Raw genomic sequence first — 25,153 nt, forward strand, 5'->3', positions numbered from 1 at the left:
ATCGGTGATGGGGCGTCTGTCCACCCGGTGTTTCCCTTCTTTCAGGACCTTTTCCATGGCGGCTTTGCAGCAGCGCACGATCGATCTCATTCGCAGCCATCAAGAGCCCCTGCTGGCCGCATGGGCCGGCAATCTGGCCGGTTCCAGCCAGGCCCAGGACGGCCGCCTGTCCTCCCGCGAGCTGGACCAGCAGGTCCGCGAGTTCTGGCGTCTGTTCCTGGAGGCGCTGTCGGCTACGGAGGTCAGCTCCATCGCACGGGTCGAGTGGCAGGACATCCGCCGCTTCCTGGAGGAACTTTCCCGCGAGCGCGTGCTGAAGGGCTTCAACTCGTCGGAGACCGCCAGCTTCATCTTCTCGCTGAAGCGACCGCTGTTCGAGGTGATCCAGCAGGGCTACGTGAATGATCCGGCGCAGCTGGGCGACCAGTTGTGGGCGATCTCCGAGCTGATCGACCAGTTGGGACTGCACACGGTCAGCGTGTTCCAGAAGACGCGCGAAGACGTGATCCAGCGCCAGCAGGAAGAGATGCTGGAGCTGTCCACGCCGGTGGTGAAGCTGTGGGAAGGCGTCCTCGCGCTGCCGATGATCGGCACGCTGGATTCGCAGCGCACCCAGGTGGTGATGGAATCGCTGCTGCAGCGCATCGTGGATACCGGTTCGGAAATCGCGATCATCGATATCACCGGCGTGCCCACCGTGGACACGCTGGTCGCACAGCATCTGCTGAAGACCGTGACCGCCATCCGCCTGATGGGTGCCGATGCGATCATCAGTGGCGTGCGGCCGCAGATCGCCCAGACCATCGTGCACCTCGGGCTGGACCTGCAGGGCATCGTGACCAAGGCCAACCTCGCCGACGCACTGGCACTGGCGCTCAAGCGCACCGGCCAGACCGTGACCCGGACTGCCCGCTGAGATGGAACGCATCCCGATCCTGCAGATGGGCGATCTGCTGCTGGTGACCATCCAGGTGGACATGCACGATTAGCTCGCGCTGACCCTGCAGGATGACCTCACCGAGAAGATCCGCAGCACCTCCGCGCGCGGCGTGCTGATCGATATTTCCGCACTGGATATCGTCGATTCGTTCATCGGCCGCATGATCGCGACCATTTCGTCGCTGGCCCGGATCATGGATGCCACCACGGTGGTGGTGGGCATGCAGCCGGCCGTGGCGATTACGCTGGTGGAGCTCGGCCTCACCCTCAGCGGCGTGCGCACCGCGCTCAACGTGGAGCGCGGCATGAAGCTGCTGCAGCGCACCGACGAAGACGAAGCGGCCTCATGAGTGCCAACAGTGGTTCGCTGCCGATCCGCATCGAGCAGGATGTGGTGCTGGCCCGCCAGGCCGCGCGCCAGGTGTGCGTGGCCTGCAAGCTGCGCCTGATCGACCAGACCAAGCTGGTTACTGCCGCCAGTGAGCTGGCCCGCAACGCCGTGATCTACGGTGGCGGCGGGACGATGGACTGGGACGTGGTCGAGAGGGGGCTGCGCAAGGGCGTGCGGCTGGTCTTCGCCGACAACGGGCCGGGCATTCCGGATGTCGCGCAGGCGCTGACCGATGGCTGGTCGTCCGGCTCGGGCATGGGCCTGGGGCTGTCCGGCTCACGCCGGCTGGTGGATGAATTCGAGCTGGAGAGTGCGCCGGGGCAGGGCACCCGCATCACGATCACCAAATGGAGCTGAACTTCGCAGGCCAGGTAACGCGGGTCGTGGTGGTCGAAGAAACCTCACAGGTCGGACAGGCGCGACGCGAAGCGCTGGCACTGGCCGATCATGTCGGCCTGGATGAAATGGACGCCGGCCGCGCGGCGCTGGTGGCGACCGAAATGGCGACCAACGTGCTCAAACATGGGCGCGGTGGCCGCATGTACCTGTCCGTGGTCTGCGGCCGCGGCGGCAACGGGGTGGAGCTGTGCACCGTGGACGCCGGCCCGGGCTTTTCCCTGGCCGAGTGCCTTCCGGACGGGTATTCGACCGGCGGCACCCAGGGCCTCGGGCTGGGCGCGATCCAGCGCCAGGCCAGCGTGCTCGATGCCTGGTCCGATGCCAAGGGGGCGGTGGTCGTGGCGCGGATCTACGCCAGCCGCACCCCGCGCGACATCGACGTGGCCTACGGCGCCCTGCGCCTGCCGATGCGCCACGAGCTGGCCTGCGGCGATGCATGGCATATCCGCGCAGACGCACGGACCGTGTCGCTCACGGTGATCGATGGCCTCGGCCACGGGCTTCCTGCGGCCGATGCTGCGTGGGCCGGTGTGGATGCGGTCGCGCATTCTGCCGCGGGCGGCGCACCGGCGTTGATCGGCGTGCTGCATGCCGGTATGTCCGGTACCCGGGGTGGCGCGGCAGCGGTGGCCTGCGTGGATGTGGCGACGGGCCAGGTGGAGTTCGCCGGCATCGGCAACATCGCCGCCAGCCTGTGCGAGCCCACCAGTTCGCGTGGGTTGGCCTCGCACCCGGGGATCGTGGGTGTGCAGTACCGCAAGGCACAACCATTCCATTTTCACGCGGCCACAGGCACGCTGCTGGTCATGCACAGCGATGGACTACAGGCGCGTTGGAGCCTGCGTGATTACCCCGGCCTGTTCCACCGTCATCCAGCAGTGATCGTGGCGGTGCTGCAGCGTGATTTTGATCGTGGCCGGGATGACGCCGGCATTGTTGCCCTGCGTCTTGGAGATCTGCATTGAGCGTCACCCCCAATGATGAGGAACTGCAGCGGCTGCGACTGGAAGCCGATGCGCTGCGTGCCGAGTTGGATGAAACCAATCAGGGCGTGCTCGCGCTGTATGCCGAGCTGGATCAGCAGGCCGAGCAGCTGCGCGAGGTCTCCGAGCTGAAGAGCCGGTTCCTGTCATACATGAGTCATGAGTTCCGCACGCCGCTGGGCTCGATCCTGAGCATGACGCGGCTGCTGGAAGACGGCATGGACGGCCCGCTGACCGACGAGCAGCGCCGCCAGGTGCGCTTCATCAGCGCCTCCACCAGCGAGCTGCGCGAGATGGTGGACGACCTGTTGGACCTGGCCAAGATCGAGGCCGGGCGGATCACCATTTCACCGGCCTGGTTCGACCTGATGGACCTGTTCTCGGCCCTGCGCGGCATGTTCCGCCCGCTGGTGGAAGGCAACCAGGTGGACCTGGTGTTCGAAGATCCGCCGGTGATGCCGTTGCTGTACACCGACGACAAGAAGCTGGCGCAGATCCTGCGCAACTTCATTTCCAACGCACTGAAGTTCACGCCCAATGGGCAGGTGGTGGTGTCGACCCGGTTGGAAGGGGAGAGCGCCGTGCGCTTCAGTGTGCGCGATACCGGCATCGGCATCCCCGCCGAACTGCAGTCCACCCTGTTCGAGGATTTCGTGCAGGTGGATACACCGCTGCAGAAACGCCTGCGCGGCACCGGGCTGGGGTTGTCACTGTGCAAGCGCTTTGCCGAGCTGCTTGGTGGGCACGTCGGGGTCGAAAGTGAAATCGGCGCAGGCTCGGACTTCTATGTGGTGTTGCCGCTGACCTTGGCCACGGAGGCCGCGAATGGCGAACCCTGATCGCATCCTGGTGGTGGACGACAACGTAGCGACCCGCTATGCGGTGCGCCGGGTGCTCGAGCATCACGGGTTCCATGTCGAGGAAGCCGGTACCGGCGGGGAGGGGCTGGAACGTCTTGCCGAGCATGATTTCGATGCGCTGGTGCTGGATGTGAACCTGCCGGACATGAGTGGCTTCGATGTGGTCCGCCAGCTGCGCGAGAACGCACGCCTGCAGCTGCTGCCGGTGGTGCATGTCTCGGCGGCCTCGATCGCGACCGGCGACATGATCACCGGCCTCAACGCAGGCGCTGATGCGTATCTGATCCATCCGGTGGACCCGGATGTGCTGCTGGCCACGCTGCGCAGCCTGCTGCGCGCCCGCCGCGCGGAGGAAGCGCTGCGCGAGACTGAAGCGCGCTTCCGCGAAATCTTCCGCCATATCAATGCGCCCATCGCGGTGCTCGATGCCGACCTCAACGCGCACGACGCCAACGACGCGTTCACCCGTCTACTGGGCCAGCAGATCGGTCCGGGCCAACTCGATCAGCTGCTTCAGGATCAGGCCGCGCCGCTGAGTGCGTTGAAGGTCGCCCTCGCCGAGGGCGAGCGCTGGCAGGGAACCTTCAGCCTTCGCGTCGGCGGTGCGATCCGCATGACCGAGTGGCGGGTGACTCCCTATCAGGCCGCCGGCCAGGGGCTGGTGCTGATCGAAGACACGACCGAGCACCATGCGCGTGCCAACGAGCAGCGCCAGGAGCTGGAAAGCGCCACGTCCGAACTGGCCTTCCAGATCGCCGAACGCGAGCGCACCGAGATCGAGCTGATGCAGGCGCAGAAGATGGATGCGCTCGGCCAGCTCACCGGCGGCATCGCGCATGATTTCAACAACCTGCTGACCACGATCATCTCCGGGTTGGACATGATCGAGATCGCCGCCTCCAGCGGTAAATGGGACAAGGCCTCGCGCTACGTCGAGATCGCCACCGGCTCGGCGCACCGTGCCGCGGCGCTGACCCAGCGCATGCTGGCCTTCGCGCGCAAACAACCGCTGGACCCGCAGACCTTCGACGTCGTTGCGCGGGTGCGCTCGCTGGAAGACATGCTGCAGCGCTCGATCGGGGAGAACATCGAGCTTGAACTGGAGCTGGGCCCGGAGCCGTTGATCGCGGTGGCCGACCCGAACCAGTTCGAGAACGTGATCCTCAACCTGGTCATCAACGCCCGCGATGCGCTGGCCGGCCAAGGCCTGATCCGCATCCGCGCCGGGCGTGCGCAGATCGAGCGTGACCACGAACTGGCCCCGGGCCACTACATCACGGTCACCGTCCTGGACAACGGGGTGGGCATTCCCACCGAGCTGCTGACCAAGGTGTTCGAGCCGTTCTTCACGACCAAGCCGCAGGGCGAGGGCACCGGGTTGGGGTTGTCGATGACCTACGGGTTCGCGCGTCAGTCCGGTGGCAGCGCACGCATCGCGAGCGAGCGTGGCGAGGGGACGGAAATCGAGCTGCTGCTGCCGGAGGGCCGGCTTCAGCCGGTCACCCAGGCATCGGTACCGGCACAGCTGCCCCGTGGCAGCGCCGAACGCATCCTGCTGGTGGACGATACCGATTCGGTGCGGATGATGGTCCGGGAGATGCTGGTCGAAGCCGGATACCAGGTGGTCGAGGCCATCAACGCGCAGCAGGCGCTGCTGGAACTGCATTCGGACCGTGAGCTGGACCTGCTGCTGTCCGACGTCGGCCTGCCCGGCATGAACGGCCGCGAGCTTGCCGATGCGGCCCGGGCCCTGCGGCCGCACCTGCCGGTGCTGTTCGTCACCGGCTATACGGAAAGCGCCGCTGTCCGCAATGAATTCCTCGGGCAGGGGATGTCCCTGCTGCCCAAGCCGTTCAGTGTCAACGAACTGCTGCGGGGCGTGCGGCAGATGTTCAACCCGGGCTGACAGGCTTCGCCCGCAGCCTGGGTACAATCCCCCGACGCCTCCGGGGGAAACCACCATGTCGCCACCCGCAATCGGCCCGGCCGCCCGCGCACTGGCGGCGCGTGAGTGCACGGCCATCGCCGAGGCGCTTTCGCCCCAATCCGATGTCCACGATGCCGTGCATCGCGCGCGCAAGACCATCCGGCGCCTGCGCGCGCTGCTCGCACTGCTGGAGAACAGCCATTTTGAGACAGACCAGGCTGATGCGGCCCTGCGGCGCCTCGGGCAAGGGCTGTCGGCATTGCGTGATGCCCACGTGGTGGTGGACACCTGCCAGCGCCTGGCCGCGCGGCAGCCCGCCCTGCCATGGGCGGAGGTCGGCAGACGGCTGACGGTGCGCCGCGACGCACGCCTTGCCCAGGCGCTCGCACGCGACCCGGCGTTTGCACGCCGCCACGCGGCACTGGGACGTATCGTGCGGGATCTCCAGGCCCAGCCATGGGAGTCCCTTGGAAGGCGTGACCTGCGCAAGGGGCTGGCGCGTAGTGAGCGGCGTACCGCCAAGGCGGAAAAGCGCGCCGCACGCAGCCGCGATACCGAGGATCTGCACCGCTGGCGCCGGCGGGTACGCCGCCTGCGCATGCAGCTGGAAGCACTGCCAACGCTGGACAGCGCGCTGGCTGCCTCGATCAAGCGCAGCCGCCCGGGCCGACAGGCGCGGGCACTGCACACGCTGGGCGATCAGCTGGGCTGGCAGCAGGATCTACGGATGCTGCGCAACCTGGTGCGGGTGATGCCGGGTGTGGAGGGCCGCCGTGCACTGCTTGCGCAGATGGATGCGGAGGGGGTGGCTGCGCTGGGTTGAGCTGAGCCGCCGTATCGATCTGCTGCTCAACTGGGTCGGCCTGGCGTGGGCAAGGTGTACTCGCGGAGGTAGTCGACGAGGTCGTCCTGTCGGCCGCTACCTGCCAACAGCCAGAGAAGCAGCCGGGCTTTGCGCGGACACAGCAGCCCACACATCCGGAGACCATTGCGGATCAGACCGATCTCGCCACCCTCAAAGCCATAGGTGCACTGTGCGGTCGGTCCCGACCCCGTACGCGTGCCCACGAGGACCGGAATCTTCGTGGCAATGCGCGCCAGGACGTTGGACCAGGATGCACTGACGTGACCTGCGCCGAAACCCGCGATGACGAGGCCTTCGTAGCCCAGCGGCAGCAACTGCTCCAACAGCAGGGTATCGGCAGCAAGTGTTGCTTCCAGGAGCGCAATCTTCTGGTGCGTACGCGTTGGCAAGGGCACCAGCATGCGGGCGCGCGCCGGGCGAAGAAAGCAGGCGCGGCCTTCGATCATCAGGCCGACGGGACCCACCACGGGCGAAGTGAAGGCATGAAGGGCCAGCGTGCTCGACTTCCGTACATGCCTGGCCTCGTGGACCTCGGCGTTCATGACGACCAGGACACCGCGTGCGCGACTGTCGGCAGTGCAGGCAACCAGGGTGGCGTCCAGTATGTTGCCGGGGCCGTCCGCCCCGGCCTGTCCCGCCGGGCGCATCGCCCCTGTAACGACCAGGGGGGCATCGTGAGTCCAGAGGTAATCGAGGAATGCGGCGGTCTCCTCCAGGGTATCCGTGCCCTGGGTGACAACCACGCCGTCAGCACCTTCTTCGATCTGACGGTCCGCCCACGCCAGCACCTGCAGCAGCAGGTTGAAGTCCAGCGATGCGCTGGGGACCAGACTCAGGCTTTGCACGCCGATCTGCGCGATATCGGAAATGGCAGGCACGGTGGCAAGCAAGGCGTCGCCAGCCAGGGCGGGTGTGATTCCTTCGCCTCCCTGTTGGTGCTGCATGCTCAGCGTGCCGCCAAGCGTGGCGATGGAGATTCGGGGTGTCGGCAAGGCAGACCTCAGGGAACAGGAAGGATTCGTGACGACCCGGGAACTCAACCGCGGAAAACCAGGCCCAGTGACGGCACGACGAGCAGGGTGCTGACAGCCATCGACAGGACATTGCCGAGGTACGGATGTACATGGTTGGGCAACCGGGATGAAAGAGCTCTCGCCAGTGGCGGGGCGATCAGGGCGCCCAGCACCGCGCTGCTGATCACCACCGCCATTCCGCCGCCGTGGGTCAGAACCGCGGCGGGGACTACGGAGACCAGTGGGACATAGGTGGGGTACCAGCCGTGCGACATCCATTGCCGGCGCCAGAGGATGACACCGACGAGGGATGCAAGCGCCTGGCCGGCAATCAGAGGGAGCAGCAGGCCCGAGCCATAGGCTGGCGCGAGCGGATTCAGCGCGTACGCGAGAAATACCCCCGCGAGCAGGCCGATGCTGGCCCATTCGTTACCGAAGAAGGGGGCTTCTGAGAAATCTGCCAGTACACGACGAACGGTCCAGGTGATGCCATATCGTTGCGTGACCACCGGCGCTGACGGCACCGGAAGCTTCCGCTGCGGAGCAGGCGGGCTGACCAGCCACGGGATGCGCCGACACAGGAAGAAGGCGGCCGCGCTGCCCAGCGCCATGCCGAGTACATTGCCCACAACGGCCGGGAGTTGGAGCGGGGTGCATACGTAGTTGACCAGCAGCAGGCAGGACGGAGTCACCAGCACGGCGCCCAGCACTGCCCCGTTGACAGCGATCTTCCACCCTCGCCCGAACAGTAGAACCATGGCGGCAGGCAAGGAAACAGCGGCGACAAAGGTGGGCTGCCAAGTCCCCGTACCGAGTGACCATCCCCACAGTGCATGGCTCAGCAGCATACCCAGCAGCGAGCTGGACACTACCCAGGGCCACAAACCACTGCCATAGCAGATGCTGAAGCCCTGCCAGCGATGTCCGCCGCGACTGGCGAGATGCCCGACCGCCGCACCCAGCAGAAGGCCTGCCGAGGCCCACTCGTGCTTGTAGAAGGTGACCTCACTGAGGTCACCGGCTATCCAACGCCACCTTGCCCATGGCGAAGCGCTGAGGCCGGCCATCATGTCGTCGTAGCCCGGCCAGTCGCCCGCACCACTGGAGCGATGGGCGAGCGCCGTCGCGCCGAGCAGCACTACCGTGATCGCTGTGGCGGCGATCATCAAGACCCACGGCGAGGCCGAGATGCCACGCCGGTCGAGAGTGGAGGGCGTCGGCATCTCGTCCGGCCTCACCGCGGCAGAGAGGGATGTTGGCGATAGCCCAGCATCGGGTCGTAGAGATCAGTGCGTCGATCACGATGCAGATCGTTCAAAGCATTCCAGATGGGAGCGCTGCGGGCGGTCGACAGGTCGATGTCGGCATAGACGATGGCCTGGTGCTCCGCCGGGGCCACCGGCGCGATTGGCCAGCCGTTGGTACCCGCAATGAGTGAGCATCCAAGGAAGCGTTCACCGCACTCGCTGCCAACGCGGTTGGCGGCAGCGATGAAGACGTTGTTGACGTGCGCTGCGGTCATTGTCAGGTACGACGCCATGCACTTTCCCGCGTCGTCGAACAGCGGCGGGGGCGTCCATACCCAGTTGTTCAAGCTGCAGATGATGTCGGCGCCCTGCTGGCTCAGCAGGCGTGGCACCTCCGGGAACCAGACATCCCAGCAGATCATCAATCCAATCCGGCCGATGCTGGTTTCGAACACCGGGAAACCGAGGTTTCCTGGCGAGAACCACAGCTTTTCCTTGTTCCAGAGATGCGCCTTTCGATACTTGCCGATGAGGCCATCCGGCCCCATCAGGACAGCCGTGTCATACAGATGCACCCCATCACGCTCGGCCAGTCCCGCGGCGAGGTGGATCTGGTGTTCCCTTGCGAAATCGGTCCAGGCGCGGGTGCTGGGCCCGTCGGGAATGACCTCGGCATGTGCATAGGCATCCTGACGATCTGCGAACAGATAGCCTGTATTGGCCAGCTCGGGCAGCACGATAAGCGTGGCACCGTTTTCGACCGCCTCCCGCGCCAGCGACAGGCTCTTGCCCAGATTGACCTGACCGTTATGCACCCCGACCTGAGGGTCGAACTGCAAGACGGCGATGCGTACTGCGCTGACGGCATTGCTCATGCGGGTTACCTGTTCCTGTCCAAATCGCCGGCGGCTGCCGTGCAAATGAATAAGAAGCTGGATCGCGCCCTGTCGCCATACACAAACTACGATTTTCTCGTAGGTGATTGCCGAGTCTGCAATCGTTGTTTTCTATTCCTGGAAGCCCGTCACTGCGCGTGCCTCGGCGGCTTGTACTCGCATCGCGGATACCCCGAGCACGACTGGAACGCGCCATACGGCCCGGTGCGCGGCACGATCACGCCCACCCTGCAGGCCGGGCAGGCCTGCTCGTGGATGGTCTCACCCGCCATCGAGGTGACGCGCACCGCACCGTCATTGACCAGCTCGGTCAGGAAGGGCGAGCGCCGACCCTGCACGGTGAACATCGCCACCGAGCGGCGCGCGCGCGTCAGTGCCACGTAGAACAGGCGGCGTTCTTCGCCCAGTGGATACGCATCGCTGTCCGGCATCGCCAGCGCGAGCACGGGATCATCGGCGCGGGTGTTGGGAAAGCGCCGGTCCAGCATGCCGGGCAGGATCACATAGTCCGCCTCCATGCCTTTGGAGCGGTGCGCGGTGAGGAAGCTGACCTCCATGTGTTGGCCATGCCGTGCCCGCCACGTGGCCGGCAGCATCGCGCGGTCTGCGTTGTAGCGGCCGAGTACGAACACCGTGACCTTGCCATCGCGGCCGGGCGGCGCCTGGCCGGACAACAGCTGCTGGTGCAATCGCTCCAGATACTGCTCGACCGCTCCGGCCAGCCGGTCGCGCGAGGCGACCTGGTAGGCCTGCAGCGCCGCGCCGTACGCCGGGGTGACCGACTGGACGTCCTTCGGGATCTGCGCAGGGTTACGGGATACGAAGGCACTGGACACATCGCACAGCGCCTGCGGGCAGCGGAACGTCTGCTGCAGCTTGAGCACCTGGCCCTGACCGAACCAGTCCACGAAGCCGGTCATCACCGACACGTCCGCGCCGGCAAAGCGATTGATCGACTGCCAGTCGTCACCGACCGCGAACAGGTGTTTTCCCGGTGCCTGCACCAGTGCCCGGCACAGCCGCGCACGGGCGCGCGAGGCATCCTGGAATTCATCGGCCATCACCAGGTCGAAGGGAGCGACGTAGCGCCCCTGTTCGAGGTGCTCGGCGGCCTGGTTGAGCATGTCTTCGAAATCGATCCCGCCCTCGGCCACCAGCGCATCGTCCCAGCCTTCCAGGATCGGGACGATCAGCGCGAGGAAGAGGCGGTAGCGGTGCTTGAAGTGATCGTCGGGCAGGCGGCGCAGGCGCTCGACCATGTCCTCCACGTCCAGCGCGTTGCTCTTGGCGTGGCTGATGAAGGTGCGGACCAGGCCGATCAGGTCGCTGTCCGGCATCGGCGTCGCGCCGCCCTCGGGCAGGTCGCGGTCGGGATTCGGGTCCAGTTCGATACCGCGCTGCGACAAGGCCTCGCCCAACCGCACGAACAGTTCGCCGGTGCGCAACTGCAGCGGGGTGGTCTCGATCCGCTCGATGCCATCGCGGGCGCCCGGCTCGCCAGCGCGAGGCGCGGGCGCGCGGTCGTGTCCCGCCGGGGCGAGGTGGTCGTGATACAGCGCAATGCCGGGGTAATAGAAATCCGGGCGGTACTGGCGGTACGCATCGGTCCCGGCATCGAATGCATCGCGGCGTGCATAGGTGTACGCCACGCCGTTGTAGAACAGCCAGTCGGCGATCACGCACGCTTCGATGCTGCGCACGCGCTCGCCCTGCAGGGTACGCACATACCCCTGCCCATCCTTGTCCCACTCCTCGGCGTCCAGCGACCCGCCGGTGACCGGCAGGTCACGGCCGAACACCAGCCGGAACATGTCCCACTGGGTACGGAAGGCGAGCGAGCGGTCCTTGAGCTGGTCGATGATCTCGGCCAACCGATGGAAACCCTGGGTGGCATCGACCGCCCAGTCCGGCACCTGCGGCATCCGGCCGGTGGCCTGGGCGATGATGTGCCGGCCCAGCGCATGGAAGGTGCGCGCTTCCACCCGCACCTGATCCAGGCCGAGGCGCTGGAACGCGCGGTCCGCACGCGCCTGCAGCTCGGTGGCGGCTTCCTTGTTGAAGGCGAGCATGACGATGCGCTCGGGCGCGACCAGCCCGCGTTCGATGGCGTACGCCGCCTTGGCGACCATTGTGGAGGTTTTGCCCGAACCTGCTGCGGCCACCACCTGGACGCGGTTGTCGAAGCAGATCACCGCGCGGGCCTGCTCATCGGTGAGTGGCCGGCTTTCGACGCGGTCCAGCAACGCACGGCTGGCGACCCGTTCGCGCGCCTGATGGACCTCATTGCGGCGCGCCCACATCGTTGGCCAGTCGGCCAGCCACAGCATCAGCGCTTCTTCGATCGCGGCCGGGTCGCCATCGAGCTGGCTGCGCAGGTCGGCATCATCGAACACCGTCCACAGCGCGTCCTCATCCAGGGGCAGGGTGGGGCGTGCCTGCAGCAGTGCCTGCTGCTGCTCGCAGGTCAGCCACAGCGATTCCTCGTCGGCCAGATCGGTAGCCGCCTGCACCTGGGCGAGCCAGTGCTGGATGGCGGTGAGGGACTGCTGGAACAAGGCGACATGGTCGCGCTGGCGCTGCTTGCCGCTTCGCTCCTCCAGTGCCGACACCAGCAAGCGCGCGGACGCGGCGGGCAGGCCGCCGAGGATCAATGGTGGGTGCCCTTCACGATGGAGGCTCAGTCGTGCCCAGGGCAGGCGCGGGTACACCTGCAGTGCATCCAGCGGCGCGTGATACCGATGACCGTCAATGGTCAGTAGCAGCTGGTCGTCTTCCAGGCGCAGGCGCCAGTGCGGCGATCGCGTGAGGCGTTGACCCCAGTCGCTCGGGGCCCATTCGTACGTCATCGGTGTTCCAGGTGCGGCCCTCGTTGCGGCCGTGGCCGGAACAGCATGGGTGGCGCGGTTTGATCGGATGCCCATGATAGGGGAAATAAAAAAAATCCCCGCCTGGGCGGGGAATCGGATCGAGCGGTCGTTCGCGGCGTACCGTTACTGCTGCAGCACCGGCACGCTGCGCGCGCGGCGGTCCACCAGCATCGCCACGCACCACAGCAGCAACCCGCCCAGCGCGGTGGCAGCGCCAACGTAACCGGTCACCGCAGGGCTGAAGCCGGCGCCGATCGCCATGCCACCGAACCACGGGCCCAGTGCGTTGGCGGTATTGAACGCGGCATGGTTGGAGGCGGCGGCGAGCGTCTGCGCTTCGCCGGCCACGTCCATCAGGCGGGTCTGCAGCACGGCCGCCAAGGCGCCCATGGTGCCGACCGCAATGATCATCGGGAACACGCTCCACACCGATTGCGCGGCCAGCGGGAAGGCCAGCAGCACCAGGATCGACCAGACCAGCACGACGGCGGCGGCGCGGAACTGGAAGCGGTCCACCAGCCAGCCACCGGCGACGTTGCCGATGATCGCGCCGATGCCGAAGATGCCCACGGCCAGCGGCATCCACGATTCGGCCAGGCCGGTGACCTGCACCAGCGTCGGGGCGAGATAGGTGAACACGCAGAACATGCCGGCGAAGCCGACCGAACCGATCGCCAGTGCCAGCCACACCTGGGGACGATTGAAGGCACGCAGTTCGCGCATCGGCGAGGTACGCACCTCATCCGGATCGGGCAGCAGGAAGCGCGCGATCATCGCCACGGTGGCGATCGCCAGCACGCTCACCAAGGCGAACGCGGTGCGCCAGCTGACCTGCTGGCCGAGCCAGGTGGTGAGCGGATTGCCGACCAGGATCGCCACGGAGAGGCCGAGCAGCACTTTGGACACCGCCGCGCCACGCTGCGCTGGCGGGCTGATCGCCGCCGCCACCAGCATCGCCACGCCGAAGTAGGCGCCATGCGGCAGCCCGGCGACGAAGCGGGCCAGCAGCATCGTGCCGTAGTTGGGCGCCAGCGCGCTGGCCAGATTGCCGATGGCGTAGAAGCCCATCAGCGCCAGCAGCAGGTTGCGGCGCGCGAAGCCGGCGCCGGCAAAGGCCAGGACCGGGGCGCCGACCACCACGCCGATGGCATAGGCGCTGATCAGGTGGCCGACCTGGGTTTCGCTGATCGACAGCCCGCGGCTGATCTCCAGCATCAGGCCCATGCTGGCGAACTCACTGGTGCCGATGGCAAAGCCGCCCAGCGACAAGGCCAGCAGGATCAGGGTGCGCTCGCGCGGCGAGAGCCGGGCGGCCAGAGGGACGGAGGAAGAGCTCATGCAGGCGGCCGCGTCGAACGGGGAAGCGCGGCATTGTACTGCTGCGACGCAGCATTAATCAGCCGGGCCCATGGAACGCTGGATCTGCCTGGTGCGCGCTGCCCCGTGAGCAGCGTACCGCAGCGTGCGGACAGGCCCGCCGCGCTTGGCTATCGCCGCCTTTTCACGGATACGGCCGCGCCCTGAACGGCTGCGGCTCGGGCGCCGCCGGCGGAAGGCGCTCGCCGTGCACGCGGCTGAGGATCTCATTGGTGCGTCGTTGTTCGGCCACGATCTGTTGCAGCAGCCCCTTGATGCCGAAGATGGCAAACGGAACGAACAGCCACAACAACCCGAGCAGCGCGCCGATGAGCGCGACCAGCAGCGAAAACCCTGAACCCGCAGGACCCATGTCTTACTTCCCTGTCGTTGAGAGGTGCTAGATCACCTCAATGATAGCCGTAGCCTTTTGCACCCGGGCCGCATTGGGCGCCCAGCGGCATTGGCCGGTGGGCGGAGACGACATATCACTAGTCGATCACGGCCAGTCTCGCCCATTCATGCGACAATTTCGCTTCAAGGCCACCCGTCGATGGCTGCGCGATGCCGCCAGAGAGGTTGCGATGTCTTCCAGTCCAGGCTTTCCTGCCCTTATCGGTTTCGATCTGCCCGGCCCACAGGCGGGGACCCGTTCGCAGCGGGTGATTGTCACCGCGTTGCTGGATGACACCCCGCGCGCTGACTGGCTGCGCATCCTGCACCGCCTGGCGTGGCCATCATTGCGGCTGGATCACGGCGTCGAGCAGATCCGCCTGGTCGGGCAGGGCCTCCATTTCGTGGGTGCGATCACCGATGCCAGGGCGTTGTCGGCCTCGGTGCGTGGCCTGTTCAACGAGGTCAACGCGAAAGCGCTGGACCGCCGCCTCGCCGCGATGGAGAACCCGCTGGATGACGATGGTCCGGGCAGCGCGCCTGCGGCGTCCTTGGCCCATGCCACGGATCCGCGCCTGGACGATGTGGCCGCACTGCTTGCGATGCCGGCCGTGCCGGGCATGCTGGAGTTGGCGAGTGCGATGACCGGCATGCGGTTCGTTGCGGTGGCCCGTGTCACCGCCGATCGGTGGACCGCCTGCGCCGTGCATGATCGTCTGGATTTCGGTCTGCGCCCGGGCGATGACCTGGTGCTGGAGACCACCATCTGCGATGAGATACGCGAGCATCGCCATCTGGTCCAGTTCGACCAGGCCAGCACCCATCCGGTGTTCTCCAGCCATCCCACGCCCGCGCTGTATGGGTTCGAGAGCTACATCTCGGTCCCCATGTTCCGCCGCGATGGTGGCTTCCACGGCACGCTGTGCGCGTTGGATCCCAATCCTTCCAGACTCGACGCCGCGACGGTGAAAGGCTTCGAGGTGCTGGCGGGGCTGATCGGCGCGCAGCTGGATGTGCAGGATGCGCCGGCCGGGGAAGGGCAGCCGGTGGTCAGCATGGCCGAGGCGCTGTCGGTGCTCTCGCGTCAGGTGGACGCGCTCGACGCGCTCGACGCGGCCGCGCTGCCGGAGCAGTTCCGCGCGGTGACCACGCAGTTGCGTGCGCTGGTGGACGGGGCGCGGGCTGTGGCGGGCTGAAGGCCCGTCAGGGAGGGCGTGGGGCGTCTCAGTCGCCCGCCTCCACCGGCGCAAAGCGCGCCCGCCATTGCCCCTCCACCTCCACCCGTGCGACGAACATCTCGTACGGACGCACCCACAGGCCGACATCCGAATCCAGCGGCCGGTACAGCACCATCGGCGCCAGCGTTTCACTGTGGCGTACAACCCCGATCACCTCGTAGTTGCCGCCCTTGAAATGGCGGTAGTGGCCGAGCGGCAGGGTGGGCAGCGGGGAAAGATCGGACATGGCGGCGGTAGCAAAGACGGGCGGCCCATTATCGCCCCGCGCACCGGTTGGCGGTGATGTTCGGTCGGGTCAGCCGGCATCCGGCAACGGGCCGGCGCGGCAGGCGTTGACCAGGTGCAGCACCGCGTCGGGGTGCATCGGCCGGGCCAGCTGGTAGCCCTGCGCTTCATCGCAGCCCCACAGCCGCAGCAGCGAAAGCTCGGCGTCGTTTTCCACGCCTTCGGCCACGGTGCGGTAGCCCAGCTGCCGGGCCAGCTTGATGATGGCTTCCACCTTCAGCCGGGCGGTGCGTGAGCGCGCCAGCCCGGTCACCAGCGTCTGGTCGATCTTGATATGGCTGATCGGCACCTCGCTGAGATAGCCGAAGTTGCTGTAGCCGCTGCCGAAGTCGTCGATCGCGATGCGCACGCCGGCCGCCGCCATCTCACGCAACTGCGGCAGCGCCGCCGGATGGTGGTTGAGCCACTGGCCTTCCGTGATTTCAATTTCGATCAGGCCCGGGGCGAGGCCGTAGGCATGCAGCCGCTCGGACAGCACGCTCCACACGCACTGGTCATCGAAGTCGCGCGGGGAGAGATTGATGGACAGGCTGAAGCCGGGCACGGTCTTCTGCCAGTGCGCGGCCTGGGCCAGCGCGTGATCGATGACCCAGCGGCTGAGCGCGGGCATCAGCGCAGTGCGCTCCAGCACCGGGATGAATTCGCCTGGGCTGATCGGGCCCAGCATCGGATGGGTCCAGCGCAGCAGGGCTTCGGCCGACACCGGCTGCCCATCGATCAGATCGAAGCGCGGCTGGTAAACCAGGCTGAACTGGTGCTGGGCCAGGCCGCGCCCGGCATCGGAGGCCAACCGGTAACGGCGGCGCAGGGCATCGTCGCGTTCCTGCGAATACCAGCACAGGCAGGCATCGGTCTGCAGGGCATGATGCATGGCGACCAGGCATTTGCGGACCAGATCCGCGGTCTCCTCCCGCACCGCGCGGAAGTCGCAGACGCCGGCATGGAACTGCGGTGACATCGGGATGCTGCCGGCCATCAGCGGCCGGCGCATGCGCACGCGCAGGCGGTCGAGCAGGCCCTCGGTCTGGTGATGCGAGTGGTCCGCCAGCAGGAAGGCGAAACGGGTCACTCCCACGTGGTAGACCTGCGTGACATCGCGCAGCACGTCCTGCACGCGCAGCGCCGCCTGGCGCAGCAGGGTTTCCACGGGTTTCATGCCCAGGGCCTGGCCGGCGTCATTGGCGCTCTGCAGGTCGAACACATCCAGCAGCACCGCCGTGAACCTCCGGCCTTCACCGCGGCGGGACAAGGCGGTGAGGTCGGCCTGGAACTGCTGCCGGTTGGGCAGGCCGCTGACCTGATCACGGCGGCCCAGCGACATCTTCAGTTCCATCTGCGCGACCACCACGCGCGAGAGCGTCTGCAACTGCACCTGCTCTTCGGCAGAGAGCCGCCGCGGCTCACGCCCCATGATGCACAGGGTACCCAGCGCGACGCCGCCCTTGGTGATCAGCGGCGTACCGGCATGGAAGCGCAGCTGCTCGGGGCCAGCGACCAGCGCATTGCCGGCAAAGCGCGGGTCCTGGCGAAGATCCTCTATCTGCAGCACCTGGCTGGAACCCAGCGCGTGCGCGCAGATCGAGGCATGCCGTTCGTTGCGGGTCAGCGCCAGCCCCACGCGCGAGATGAGGTGCTGGTGGTCGGCATCGAAGATCGACACCAGCGCGATCGGCACGCCGAAGGTGAAGGCCGCCAGTTCGGTGATCGGGTCCAGCGCCGTGCCCAGCGCAGGGTCCATCACGTTGAGTGCTTCGATCAACGCGATCCGGTCAACATCGTTGCGTCTGTCCAGCATGTACCGCGCCCTGTTCCGACTTCATCGCTACTATCACGATGGCAATGCAGAACCGATGTGAAGCAGGGGCGAGGCGGATGAAGCGTTCACGCAGGCTGCGCGGAACCTTCGCTCAGAGCGGTGCGTCCGGCGACTGCAGCAACGTGACCAGCTGGCGCAGGCGATAGGGCTTGGGCAGGAATTCGACATGGTCCGGCAGTGGCGGCAGCTGCGAACGCGCATAGCCAGAGGCCAGGATCATGCGCGCATTGGGCAGCACGTCGGCCACGTGCTCGCTGAGCTCCACGCCGCTCATGCCGTTGGGCATGCTGATATCGCTGAACACCACATCGAACCCGCCCGGGTCCTGCATCAGGCGCAGGGCGGTCGGACCGTCGTCGGCCGTGTGGATTTCGATACCGAAGTCCTGCAAAGCCTGGCCGATCAGTTCACGCAGGTCCTGCTGGTCTTCGACCATCAATACGCGTAGGGGCTCAGACATGCTCGACTTCCTCAATGACAGGTAACAACAGGCGGACGGTGGTGCCCCTTCCGGGGGCGGTTTGTACGTCGACGAAGCCGTCGCACTGCGAGACGAAGCCAAACACCTGGCTCAGGCCCAGACCGCTGCCCTTGCCGACTTCCTTGGTGGTGAAAAACGGCTCGCTGGCGCGCTCGGCGATGTCCGGGGGCATACCATCGCCCTCATCGGTCACCGCGATGGCGACATAGTGGCGGCGCATGGGCTGGGACAGATCCGGTGCCAGTCGCTGTTCGACCTCGGCCGTGATCGTGACCGTGCCGCCCTGGGGCATCGCTTCGGCACTATTGAGCACCAGATTCAACACGGCGCTGTGCAACTGTACGCCATCGGTGACGATCGGTGGCAGGTCCGCCGTCAATTCCAGCTGCACCTCGATGCCGGCCGGGCAGGCGCGGCGCAGGACGGGCAGGGCATCGCGCAGGAACTCCTGCACGACCACCGGCTCGCGCACCAGGGTCTGATCGGCCGAGAACGCCAGCAGCTGGCGGGTCAGCAGCGAGCCCCGGTCGGCGGCGGCCTGGGCCAGGTCCACCAGCTCCTGGGTGCGGTCGTCGGCGCCGGGGCGCAGGGCGATCAGGTCCAGTGCGTTGCCGATGGTGGTCAGCAGGTTGTTGAATTCATGGGCCAGGCCGCGGGTCAGCCGGCCCACGTTGTCCAGCTGCCGTTGCTGGACATGCGCGCGCTGCGCATCCTGCAGCAGGCGCTGGGCCTGGTAGCGCTCGGTGACATCCTGAGTGACCTTGACGAACCCGAGCAGGCAGCCGTCTTCGCGGACCGGCTCGATCACTTCGCCGGCACGGAACCGCTCGCCAGTGCAGCGCACCCGCCAGCCCTCGCCGACGAAGCGGCCATGGTCACGCGCATACGCCAGCGCCTGCTGGGGCACGCCCAGCTGTTGATCCTCGGGGGTATAGAACAGGCCGACATGCTTGCCGATCACGGCCTCGGCGGTATAGCCCTTGACCCGCTCGCAGCCACGGTTCCAGCTGCAGATGTTGCCCTGCGTATCGAGCAGATAGATCGCGTGATCGCTCACGTTGTCGATCAACAGCTTGAGCTGCCGGCTTTCGTCGGCAAGCGGTGCAACGCTGGATACGGCCTGGACCACGACGGTTATCGACTCCCCGATAAGGGACCGAACCGTAGGGGCCGTGATGTGAAGAAAATGTCAAGAGCGTGCCGCAATCACGCTGACTTCTGGCGCTTAACACCCGTTTACCGCTTCGGGTACCATCAGGCCCCTTTTGAGCTGGAACACGGCATGAATTCTGCGCCTACCTCCCGTGACCGTTGGATCTGGCTTGCGTCGGCCGCCTTGATGGCCGCCACGCTGGGCACGGAGATGGTGGTGCCGCTGGGCTATGCGGTCTGGCTGACCTACTTCATGGCGGTCGGGATCACGCTGTTCCAGCGTCGCATGGAAGTGCCGCTGCTGGTGGCGATCGGCTCGTGCATCCTTCTTGCGGTGGGCTACAACGTGGCGCCGGCGAGCAGCAATTCGGCGTTTTCCTTCGTCAATCGCAGCATCGGTGGCGTCGCGTTCCTGATGATGGCGCTGACCGTGATGAAGGCCATCGGTGCGCGCCGTGAAGCGGCCGATGCGCTGTGGCTGCAGGCCGGCGAGAACGTGGTCGGCACCAGCCTGCAGGGCGATCCCACCCCGCGCGAGCTGGGTGACCAGGCCATGCGCGCCCTGTGCGCGCAGCTCAATGCCGATGTCGGCGCGATGTACCGCCTGCAGGGCGAGCGGTTGGTGCTGGTCGGCGGCTCCGCGCTGCCGTCGCAGCTGCCCGAGACCCTGCCGGCACATGCCGGGCAATGGGGCGAGATCATCCGCGAAGGCCGCGCGCGTCGCCTGGAGGACAGTGACAGCCCGCTGGATATCGATACGCCACTGGGCCGCACCACCGTTCACCAACGCCTGCTGGGGCCGATCACGGCCGATGGCGTGGTGATCGGCGTGATCGAGCTGGGCCGTGCCGGTGTCTCGCCCGCGCGCAGCCTGGAAATGGCGCTGCTGCTGCAGTGCGCCGAGCCGATCGGCATCGCCCTGCGGGCGTCGCTGCTCAATGCGCAGCTGGTGGAGCTGCTGGAAGAGACCCAGCGCCAGAGCGAGGAGCTGCAGACCCAGCAGGAAGAGCTGCGGGTGGCCAACGAAGAGCTGGAAGAGCAGAGCCGCAGCCTGCTGCATTCCCAGGCCAACCTGGAGCAGCAGCAGGCCGAGCTGGAGCAGACCAACGTGCAGCTCGAAGAGCGCACCCACGAGCTGGAGTCGCGCCAGCAGGCGCTGCTGCTGGCCCAGGCGCAACTGGTCCAGAACAGCAACGAGCTGGAAGCCAGTTCACGCTACAAATCCGAGTTCCTGGCCAACATGTCCCACGAGCTGCGCACGCCGCTCAACAGCGCACTGATCCTGGCCAAGCTGCTGGCCGACAACAAGGACGGCACGCTGACCGCCGAGCAGGTCAAGTACGCCCAGGCGATCCACTCGTCCAACAACGATCTGCTGGCGTTGATCAACGACATCCTCGACCTGTCGCGGATCGAGGCCGGCCATGTGGAGCTGGTTGAAGAGAACCTGGCCGTGTCCAGCGTGCTGCAGCGCCTGAAGGAAACCTTCGAGCCGATGGCCTTGCAGAAGGGCCTGGCCCTGGAGATCAGCGCTGCCCCGGAGGCGCCGACCCAGCTGCTGGCCGACAGCCAGCGCCTGCAGCAGATCCTGAAGAACCTGCTGGCCAATGCGGTCAAGTTCACCGAGCACGGCAGCGTCTCGCTGAAGGTGCGCAGTGCGGGGGCAGGGCGGATCCAGTTCGCCGTCTCCGATACCGGCATCGGCATTCCCGAAGAGCAGACCGCGGTCATCTTCGAGGCGTTCCGCCAGGCCGACGGCAGCACCCGCCGCCGTTACGGTGGCACCGGGCTGGGGCTGTCGATCTCGCGCGACCTGGCTGCACGCATGGGCGGCAGCATCACCGTCTCCAGCGAGCCGGGCCGCGGCAGCTGCTTCACGCTTGAACTGCCGCTGTTGGCCGGTGGCGGCACCGGCAACGCCCAGCACGTGGTGCATGACGTCCGCCCGGCTGCCGTAGCAGCGCCGTCCCGGCCGGCTTCCGCACCGCTGGGGCGGGCGCATGGCGAACCCACCCCCGCGCCGGCGCCGGCCCAGGACAAGGTGGTCGATGACCGCGGCCGCCGCAGCCGCGCCGGCCGGATGATCCTGGTGGTCGAGGATGACACTGCATTTGCCAGCGCCCTGGTCTCTATGGCGCACGAACTGGACTTCGACTGCGTAGTGGCCGGTACCGCCGAAGAGGCGTTGAGCCTGGCCGCCGAGCTGCGCCCGAACGGCATCCTGCTGGATATCGGCCTGCCCGACGTCTCCGGCCTGAGCGTGCTCGAGCGCCTCAAGCGCGACCCGACCACGCGCCATATCCCGGTCCACGTGGTCTCCGGGCTGGAGCGCTCGCAGGTGGCGATGGAGCTGGGCGCGATCGGGTATGTGATCAAGCCGGCCACGCGCGAGCGCCTGGTCGGGGCGATCCAGCAGCTGGAAGCCACCAGCCAGCGCGACATGCGCCGCCTGCTGATCGTGGAGGACGACAGCGAGCTGCGTTCGAACCTGCAGCTGCTGCTTGGCCGCGACCAGCTGGAAATCACCGCGGTGGGCACCATCACCGAGGCGATGGCCGAACTGGCCGGGTCCACCTTCGATTGCATGGTCACCGACCTCGCGCTGCCGGACGGCACCGGGTACGACCTGCTCGAGCGCATGGCCGGCAATGATGCGGTCGCGTTCCCGCCGGTGATCGTCTACACCGGCCGCGCACTGACCCGCGATGAAGAACAGCGCCTGCGCCGCTATTCCAAGAGCATCATCATCAAGGGCGCGCGCTCGCCCGAGCGCCTGCTCGATGAGGTGACCCTGTTCCTGCACAGCGTGGAGGCCTCGCTGCCGACCGACCAGCAGCGCCTGCTGCGCGAAGCGCGTCGCCGCGATGCGGTGCTCGATGGCCGTACCGTGCTGCTGGCCGAGGACGATGTGCGCAACATCTTCGCGCTGTCCAGCGTGCTGGAGCCGCTCGGCGTCACCCTGGACATCGCCCGCAACGGCCGCGAGGCGCTGGAGAAGCTGCGCCCGGAAATCGACCTGGTGCTGATGGACATCATGATGCCGGAGATGGACGGGCTGACCGCCATGCGCGAGATCCGCGCCGACAACCGCTGGCGCGACCTGCCGATCATCGCGTTGACCGCCAAGGCGATGCCTGATGACCGCGAGCACTGCCTGCAGGCCGGTGCCAACGATTACATCGCCAAGCCGATCGACGTGGACAAGCTGGTGTCGCTGTGCCGCGTGTGGTGCTCGCGCCGATGAATGAAGCGGAGCTGTTCGATCTGGAGCTGAAGGTGTTGCTGGAGGCGGTGTACCAGCGCTACCACTACGACTTCCGTGACTATGCGCTGGCATCGCTGCGGCGGCGCATGCGCCATGCCATGGCCCGGTTCGACTGCCCGACCATGGGCGCGCTGCAGCACCGCCTGCTGCACGAGCCGGACACCTTCGCCCAGGCGATGCAGTACTTCACCGTGCAGGTCTCGGAGATGTTCCGTGACCCGCCGTACTTCCGGGTGCTGCGCGAGCATGCCGCGCCGGTGCTGCGCACCTATCCCTCGATCAAACTGTGGATCGCCGGGTGCAGCACCGGCGAAGAAGTGTGGTCGCTGGCGATCCTGCTGCACGAGGAAGGCCTGCTGGACCGGGCGATCATCTACGCCACCGACATCAATCCCGAAGCGTTGCAGGCGGCCGAATCCGGTGCCTTCGCGCTGGACCGGCTGGCGCAGTTCAGCCGCAATTACCTGGCGGCCGGTGGCACCGGCTCGCTCTCGGATTACTACAGCAGCGGCTACGGCAGCGTGGTGTTCGATCGCCGCCTCAAGCGCAACATCGTGTTCGCCGACCACAGCCTGGCCACCGATACGGTGTTCTCCGAAGTCCACCTGGTGTCCTGCCGCAACGTGCTGATCTATTTCCAGCGGCCGCTGCAGGACCGCGCCATCGGCCTGTTCCATGAGGCCCTGGTCCATCGCGGCTTCCTGGGCCTGGGCAGCAAGGAGTCGCTGCAGTTCGGCGCGCACGCGGATCTGTTCGAAGCCTGCGCGCGCGACCAGCGCCTGTACCGGAAGCTGGCTTGATGAGCACGGCCTCCCAGCGCAGCCGGTTCGACCTGGTGGTCATCGGCGCTTCGGCCGGTGGCGTCAGTGCGCTGCAGGCACTCCTGTCGGCGCTGCCGGCCACGCTGGCGCTGCCGGTGCTGGTGGTGCTGCACCTGCCGCGCGACCGCCCCAGCCGCATTGCCGACCTGCTCGATGCCGGTTGCCCGCTGCCGGTGCGCGAGGCCGAGGACAAACAACCGCTGCAGGCCGGTACGGTGACGTTCGCGCCGCCGGATTACCACCTGCTGGTGGAGGACCGTGACACGCTGGCACTGTCGGTCGATCCACCGGTGCTGTTCTCGCGCCCGGCGATCGATCCCCTGTTTGAAAGCGCCGCCGATGTGTTCGGCGGCGGCGTGTTGGCGATCCTGCTGACCGGCGCCAGCAGTGACGGCAGCGACGGTGTCGCCGCGGTCCGCCAGGCCGGTGGCGAAGCCTGGATCCAATGCCCTGAGGAGGCCTATTCCTCGATGATGCCCGCATCGGCCCTGGCACACGCCGGCGCCGACGCGGTGCTCCCGCTCACCTCCATCTGCACGCGTATGAAAGGCCTTACCCGATGAACCTGATCGAGCCCGCCGGGTCGACTGCCACCACCGATTGCGTGAAGCTGCTGATTGTCGATGACATCCCGCAGAACCTGGTCGCGATGGAAGCGCTGTTGCGTCGCCCGGGTCTGGAGATCCTGTGTGCGCTGTCCGGTGCTGAAGCACTCGAGCTGCTGCTGGAACATGAAGTCGCGCTGGCCCTGCTGGATGTGCACATGCCCGAGATCGACGGCTTCTCGCTGGCCGAGTTGATGCGCGGCTCGCAACGCAGCCGCGATGTACCGATCATCTTCCTGACCGCTTCGCCGAATGATCCGGTGCGGGCCTTCAAGGGCTACGAATCCGGCGCCGTGGATTTCCTGCACAAGCCGATCGAGCCGCAGGTGATCATGAGCAAGGTCAATGTGTTCATCGAGCTTTACCAGCAGAAGCAGCTGCTCAAGGCGCGCAACGAGGCGCTGGAGCACGCGCTCAAGCTCAATGAAACGATGATGGCGGTATTGACGCACGACCTGCGTACGCCGTTGGCGGCGATCCTGCTGTGTGCCGACAAGCTGTCGCTGGATCTGCCCGATGACAGCCAGGTCCAGCGGACCCTGGTCCATCTGGAAAACAGCGCACAGCGCATGGTGCGGATGGTCGAGCAGCTGCTGGATTTCTCCAGGATCCGTACCGGCGGCCTGCGCCTGCACAGCACCGAGTGCGACCTGGCTGAACTGGCCTCGGCGGTGGTGGCCGAGATCAGCCGTGCGCACCCGCAGGCGACCATCGAGCTGCAGGTACAGGGCGATGCCCAGCTGCAGGGCGATCCCGATCGCCTCGCGCAGTTGCTGTCCAACCTGATCGGCAACGCCGTGCTGCATGGCGGTGATGCGCCGGTGGTGGTGCGGGTGGAAGGCGAGCGCAGCGCGCCACTGCGGCTGCAGGTGCGCAATGCCGGTCAGATTCCGGAGGCATTGCTGCCGCGGTTGTTCGAGCCGTTCAAGGCCAGTTTCCACGACAGTCGCGGGCTGGGGCTGGGGCTGTTCATCGCCAGCGAGTTCGCCCGTGCGCATGGCGGCACACTGGTGGCCCACAACATCGAGGGCGCGGTGATCTTCGAGACCGCGCTGCAGCGCCGGCCGCGCTGAGGCCGGAAAGAACCATCCCGGCGCAGGGCCGGGATGGTGGACGTGCTTACAGCGGCTCGCAGCACAGATACAGCCCGTGCCCACCGTAGGTGCAGCCCGGCTGGTCTTCACAGCCGGCCAGCGGCTTGGGCTGGCTGGAGGTGGCCAGCGCCTGGCTGGATGCGAAGGCCAACGCGCAGATCAGGGTGACGCCGCTGAGGGCTGACAACAACCGCGTTTTCGACTTCATGGTCTGTCTTTCCTTCTGTGGATGAGGCTGACGGGGCGCGTGTTGCCACGCA

General features: G+C 66.8%; 23 protein-coding genes. 12 read left to right on the top strand and 11 right to left on the bottom strand.

The window, feature by feature from the left end; translation table 11 throughout:
• Positions 1–55 precede the first annotated feature (55 nt).
• The 7 genes from POS15_RS05280 (at position 56) to POS15_RS05310 (ending at position 6,322) form a co-directional block, all read left to right on the top strand.
• Positions 56–916, top strand: coding sequence for an STAS domain-containing protein (locus tag POS15_RS05280; protein ID WP_046273390.1), 861 nt, complete (start codon positions 56–58; stop codon positions 914–916).
• 79 nt (positions 917–995) lie between these two features.
• Positions 996–1,289: an STAS domain-containing protein gene (locus POS15_RS05285; protein ID WP_284129623.1), complete on the top strand. Its 294-nt coding sequence runs from the start codon at positions 996–998 to the stop codon at positions 1,287–1,289.
• A complete protein-coding gene (locus POS15_RS05290) occupies positions 1,286–1,687 on the top strand; it encodes an anti-sigma regulatory factor (protein ID WP_046273391.1) in 402 nt (133 codons plus the stop codon). Before POS15_RS05285 ends, POS15_RS05290 begins: the two co-directional genes overlap by 4 nt.
• Positions 1,678–2,694 (top strand): ATP-binding protein, encoded by a 1,017-nt coding sequence (locus POS15_RS05295; RefSeq protein ID WP_046273392.1) that lies wholly within the window; start codon positions 1,678–1,680, stop codon positions 2,692–2,694. Before POS15_RS05290 ends, POS15_RS05295 begins: the two co-directional genes overlap by 10 nt.
• Positions 2,691–3,551 carry an ATP-binding protein gene (locus tag POS15_RS05300; protein ID WP_019184172.1) on the top strand — a complete coding sequence of 287 codons (861 nt, stop codon included), beginning with the start codon at positions 2,691–2,693 and terminating at the stop codon, positions 3,549–3,551. Before POS15_RS05295 ends, POS15_RS05300 begins: the two co-directional genes overlap by 4 nt.
• The gene (locus POS15_RS05305; RefSeq protein WP_019184171.1) at positions 3,538–5,478 is read left to right on the top strand and encodes a response regulator; all 1,941 of its coding nucleotides are present in this window, start codon (positions 3,538–3,540) and stop codon (positions 5,476–5,478) included. Before POS15_RS05300 ends, POS15_RS05305 begins: the two co-directional genes overlap by 14 nt.
• A gap of 55 nt (positions 5,479–5,533) precedes the next feature.
• Positions 5,534–6,322, top strand: coding sequence for a CHAD domain-containing protein (locus POS15_RS05310; protein WP_284129157.1), 789 nt, complete (start codon positions 5,534–5,536; stop codon positions 6,320–6,322).
• 26 nt (positions 6,323–6,348) lie between these two features.
• On the opposite strand, the gene POS15_RS05315 is transcribed toward POS15_RS05310, so the two are convergent.
• The 6 genes from POS15_RS05315 to POS15_RS05340 all read right to left on the bottom strand — a co-directional run bounded on the left by POS15_RS05315 (position 6,349) and on the right by POS15_RS05340 (position 14,116).
• On the bottom strand, positions 6,349–7,356 hold the full coding sequence (locus POS15_RS05315; RefSeq protein WP_284129158.1) for an asparaginase: 1,008 nt from the start codon (positions 7,354–7,356) through the stop codon (positions 6,349–6,351).
• A gap of 44 nt (positions 7,357–7,400) precedes the next feature.
• A complete protein-coding gene (locus POS15_RS05320; RefSeq protein WP_284129159.1) occupies positions 7,401–8,600 on the bottom strand; it encodes a hypothetical protein in 1,200 nt (399 codons plus the stop codon).
• Positions 8,601–8,611: 11 nt separating this feature from the next.
• Positions 8,612–9,499, bottom strand: a complete 888-nt coding sequence (locus POS15_RS05325; RefSeq protein WP_284129160.1) for a nitrilase family protein — start codon at positions 9,497–9,499, stop codon at positions 8,612–8,614.
• A 149-nt stretch (positions 9,500–9,648) separates the two neighbouring features.
• On the bottom strand, positions 9,649–12,366 hold the full coding sequence (locus POS15_RS05330) for a UvrD-helicase domain-containing protein (protein WP_284129161.1): 2,718 nt from the start codon (positions 12,364–12,366) through the stop codon (positions 9,649–9,651).
• A gap of 144 nt (positions 12,367–12,510) precedes the next feature.
• Positions 12,511–13,725: an MFS transporter gene (locus POS15_RS05335; RefSeq protein WP_019184168.1), complete on the bottom strand. Its 1,215-nt coding sequence runs from the start codon at positions 13,723–13,725 to the stop codon at positions 12,511–12,513.
• A 163-nt stretch (positions 13,726–13,888) separates the two neighbouring features.
• Positions 13,889–14,116, bottom strand: coding sequence for a hypothetical protein (locus POS15_RS05340; protein WP_046273396.1), 228 nt, complete (start codon positions 14,114–14,116; stop codon positions 13,889–13,891).
• A 211-nt stretch (positions 14,117–14,327) separates the two neighbouring features.
• Here POS15_RS05340 and POS15_RS05345 point away from each other — a divergent pair, with 211 nt between their 5' ends.
• Positions 14,328–15,332 (top strand): GAF domain-containing protein, encoded by a 1,005-nt coding sequence (locus tag POS15_RS05345; protein ID WP_235318930.1) that lies wholly within the window; start codon positions 14,328–14,330, stop codon positions 15,330–15,332.
• A gap of 28 nt (positions 15,333–15,360) precedes the next feature.
• Here POS15_RS05345 and POS15_RS05350 read toward each other — a convergent pair whose 3' ends face one another.
• From POS15_RS05350 to POS15_RS05365, 4 genes are all read right to left on the bottom strand, one after another.
• Positions 15,361–15,600, bottom strand: a complete 240-nt coding sequence (locus tag POS15_RS05350) for a DUF1653 domain-containing protein (RefSeq protein ID WP_019184165.1) — start codon at positions 15,598–15,600, stop codon at positions 15,361–15,363.
• Between the two features lie 69 nt (positions 15,601–15,669).
• Complete coding sequence (locus tag POS15_RS05355) at positions 15,670–17,454, bottom strand: EAL domain-containing protein (protein WP_284129162.1); 1,785 nt, start codon at positions 17,452–17,454, stop codon at positions 15,670–15,672.
• 112 nt (positions 17,455–17,566) lie between these two features.
• Positions 17,567–17,935: a response regulator gene (locus tag POS15_RS05360; RefSeq protein WP_019184164.1), complete on the bottom strand. Its 369-nt coding sequence runs from the start codon at positions 17,933–17,935 to the stop codon at positions 17,567–17,569.
• A complete protein-coding gene (locus tag POS15_RS05365) occupies positions 17,928–19,085 on the bottom strand; it encodes an ATP-binding protein (RefSeq protein ID WP_284129163.1) in 1,158 nt (385 codons plus the stop codon). The genes POS15_RS05360 and POS15_RS05365 overlap by 8 nt, the downstream gene beginning before the upstream one ends.
• A 153-nt stretch (positions 19,086–19,238) precedes the next feature.
• On the opposite strand from POS15_RS05365, the gene POS15_RS05370 reads away from it, so the two are divergent.
• From POS15_RS05370 to POS15_RS05385, 4 genes are read left to right on the top strand one after another with little or no spacing between them, the layout of a single operon-like run.
• On the top strand, positions 19,239–22,352 hold the full coding sequence (locus POS15_RS05370) for a response regulator (protein WP_284129164.1): 3,114 nt from the start codon (positions 19,239–19,241) through the stop codon (positions 22,350–22,352).
• Positions 22,325–23,173, top strand: coding sequence for a CheR family methyltransferase (locus POS15_RS05375; RefSeq protein ID WP_019184161.1), 849 nt, complete (start codon positions 22,325–22,327; stop codon positions 23,171–23,173). Before POS15_RS05370 ends, POS15_RS05375 begins: the two co-directional genes overlap by 28 nt.
• Complete coding sequence (locus tag POS15_RS05380) at positions 23,173–23,757, top strand: chemotaxis protein CheB (protein ID WP_019184160.1); 585 nt, start codon at positions 23,173–23,175, stop codon at positions 23,755–23,757. The genes POS15_RS05375 and POS15_RS05380 overlap by 1 nt, the downstream gene beginning before the upstream one ends.
• Positions 23,754–24,872, top strand: coding sequence for a hybrid sensor histidine kinase/response regulator (locus POS15_RS05385; protein ID WP_284129165.1), 1,119 nt, complete (start codon positions 23,754–23,756; stop codon positions 24,870–24,872). Before POS15_RS05380 ends, POS15_RS05385 begins: the two co-directional genes overlap by 4 nt.
• 46 nt (positions 24,873–24,918) lie before the next feature.
• Here the strand turns inward: POS15_RS05385 and POS15_RS05390 are convergent, their stop codons facing one another.
• The gene (locus POS15_RS05390) at positions 24,919–25,101 is read right to left on the bottom strand and encodes a hypothetical protein (protein WP_019184158.1); all 183 of its coding nucleotides are present in this window, start codon (positions 25,099–25,101) and stop codon (positions 24,919–24,921) included.
• Positions 25,102–25,153: the final 52 nt, after the last annotated feature.

It is taken from the genome of Stenotrophomonas sp. BIO128-Bstrain, from assembly GCF_030128875.1.
In the GTDB taxonomy this organism is placed as follows: Bacteria; Pseudomonadota; Gammaproteobacteria; order Xanthomonadales; family Xanthomonadaceae; genus Stenotrophomonas; species Stenotrophomonas bentonitica_A.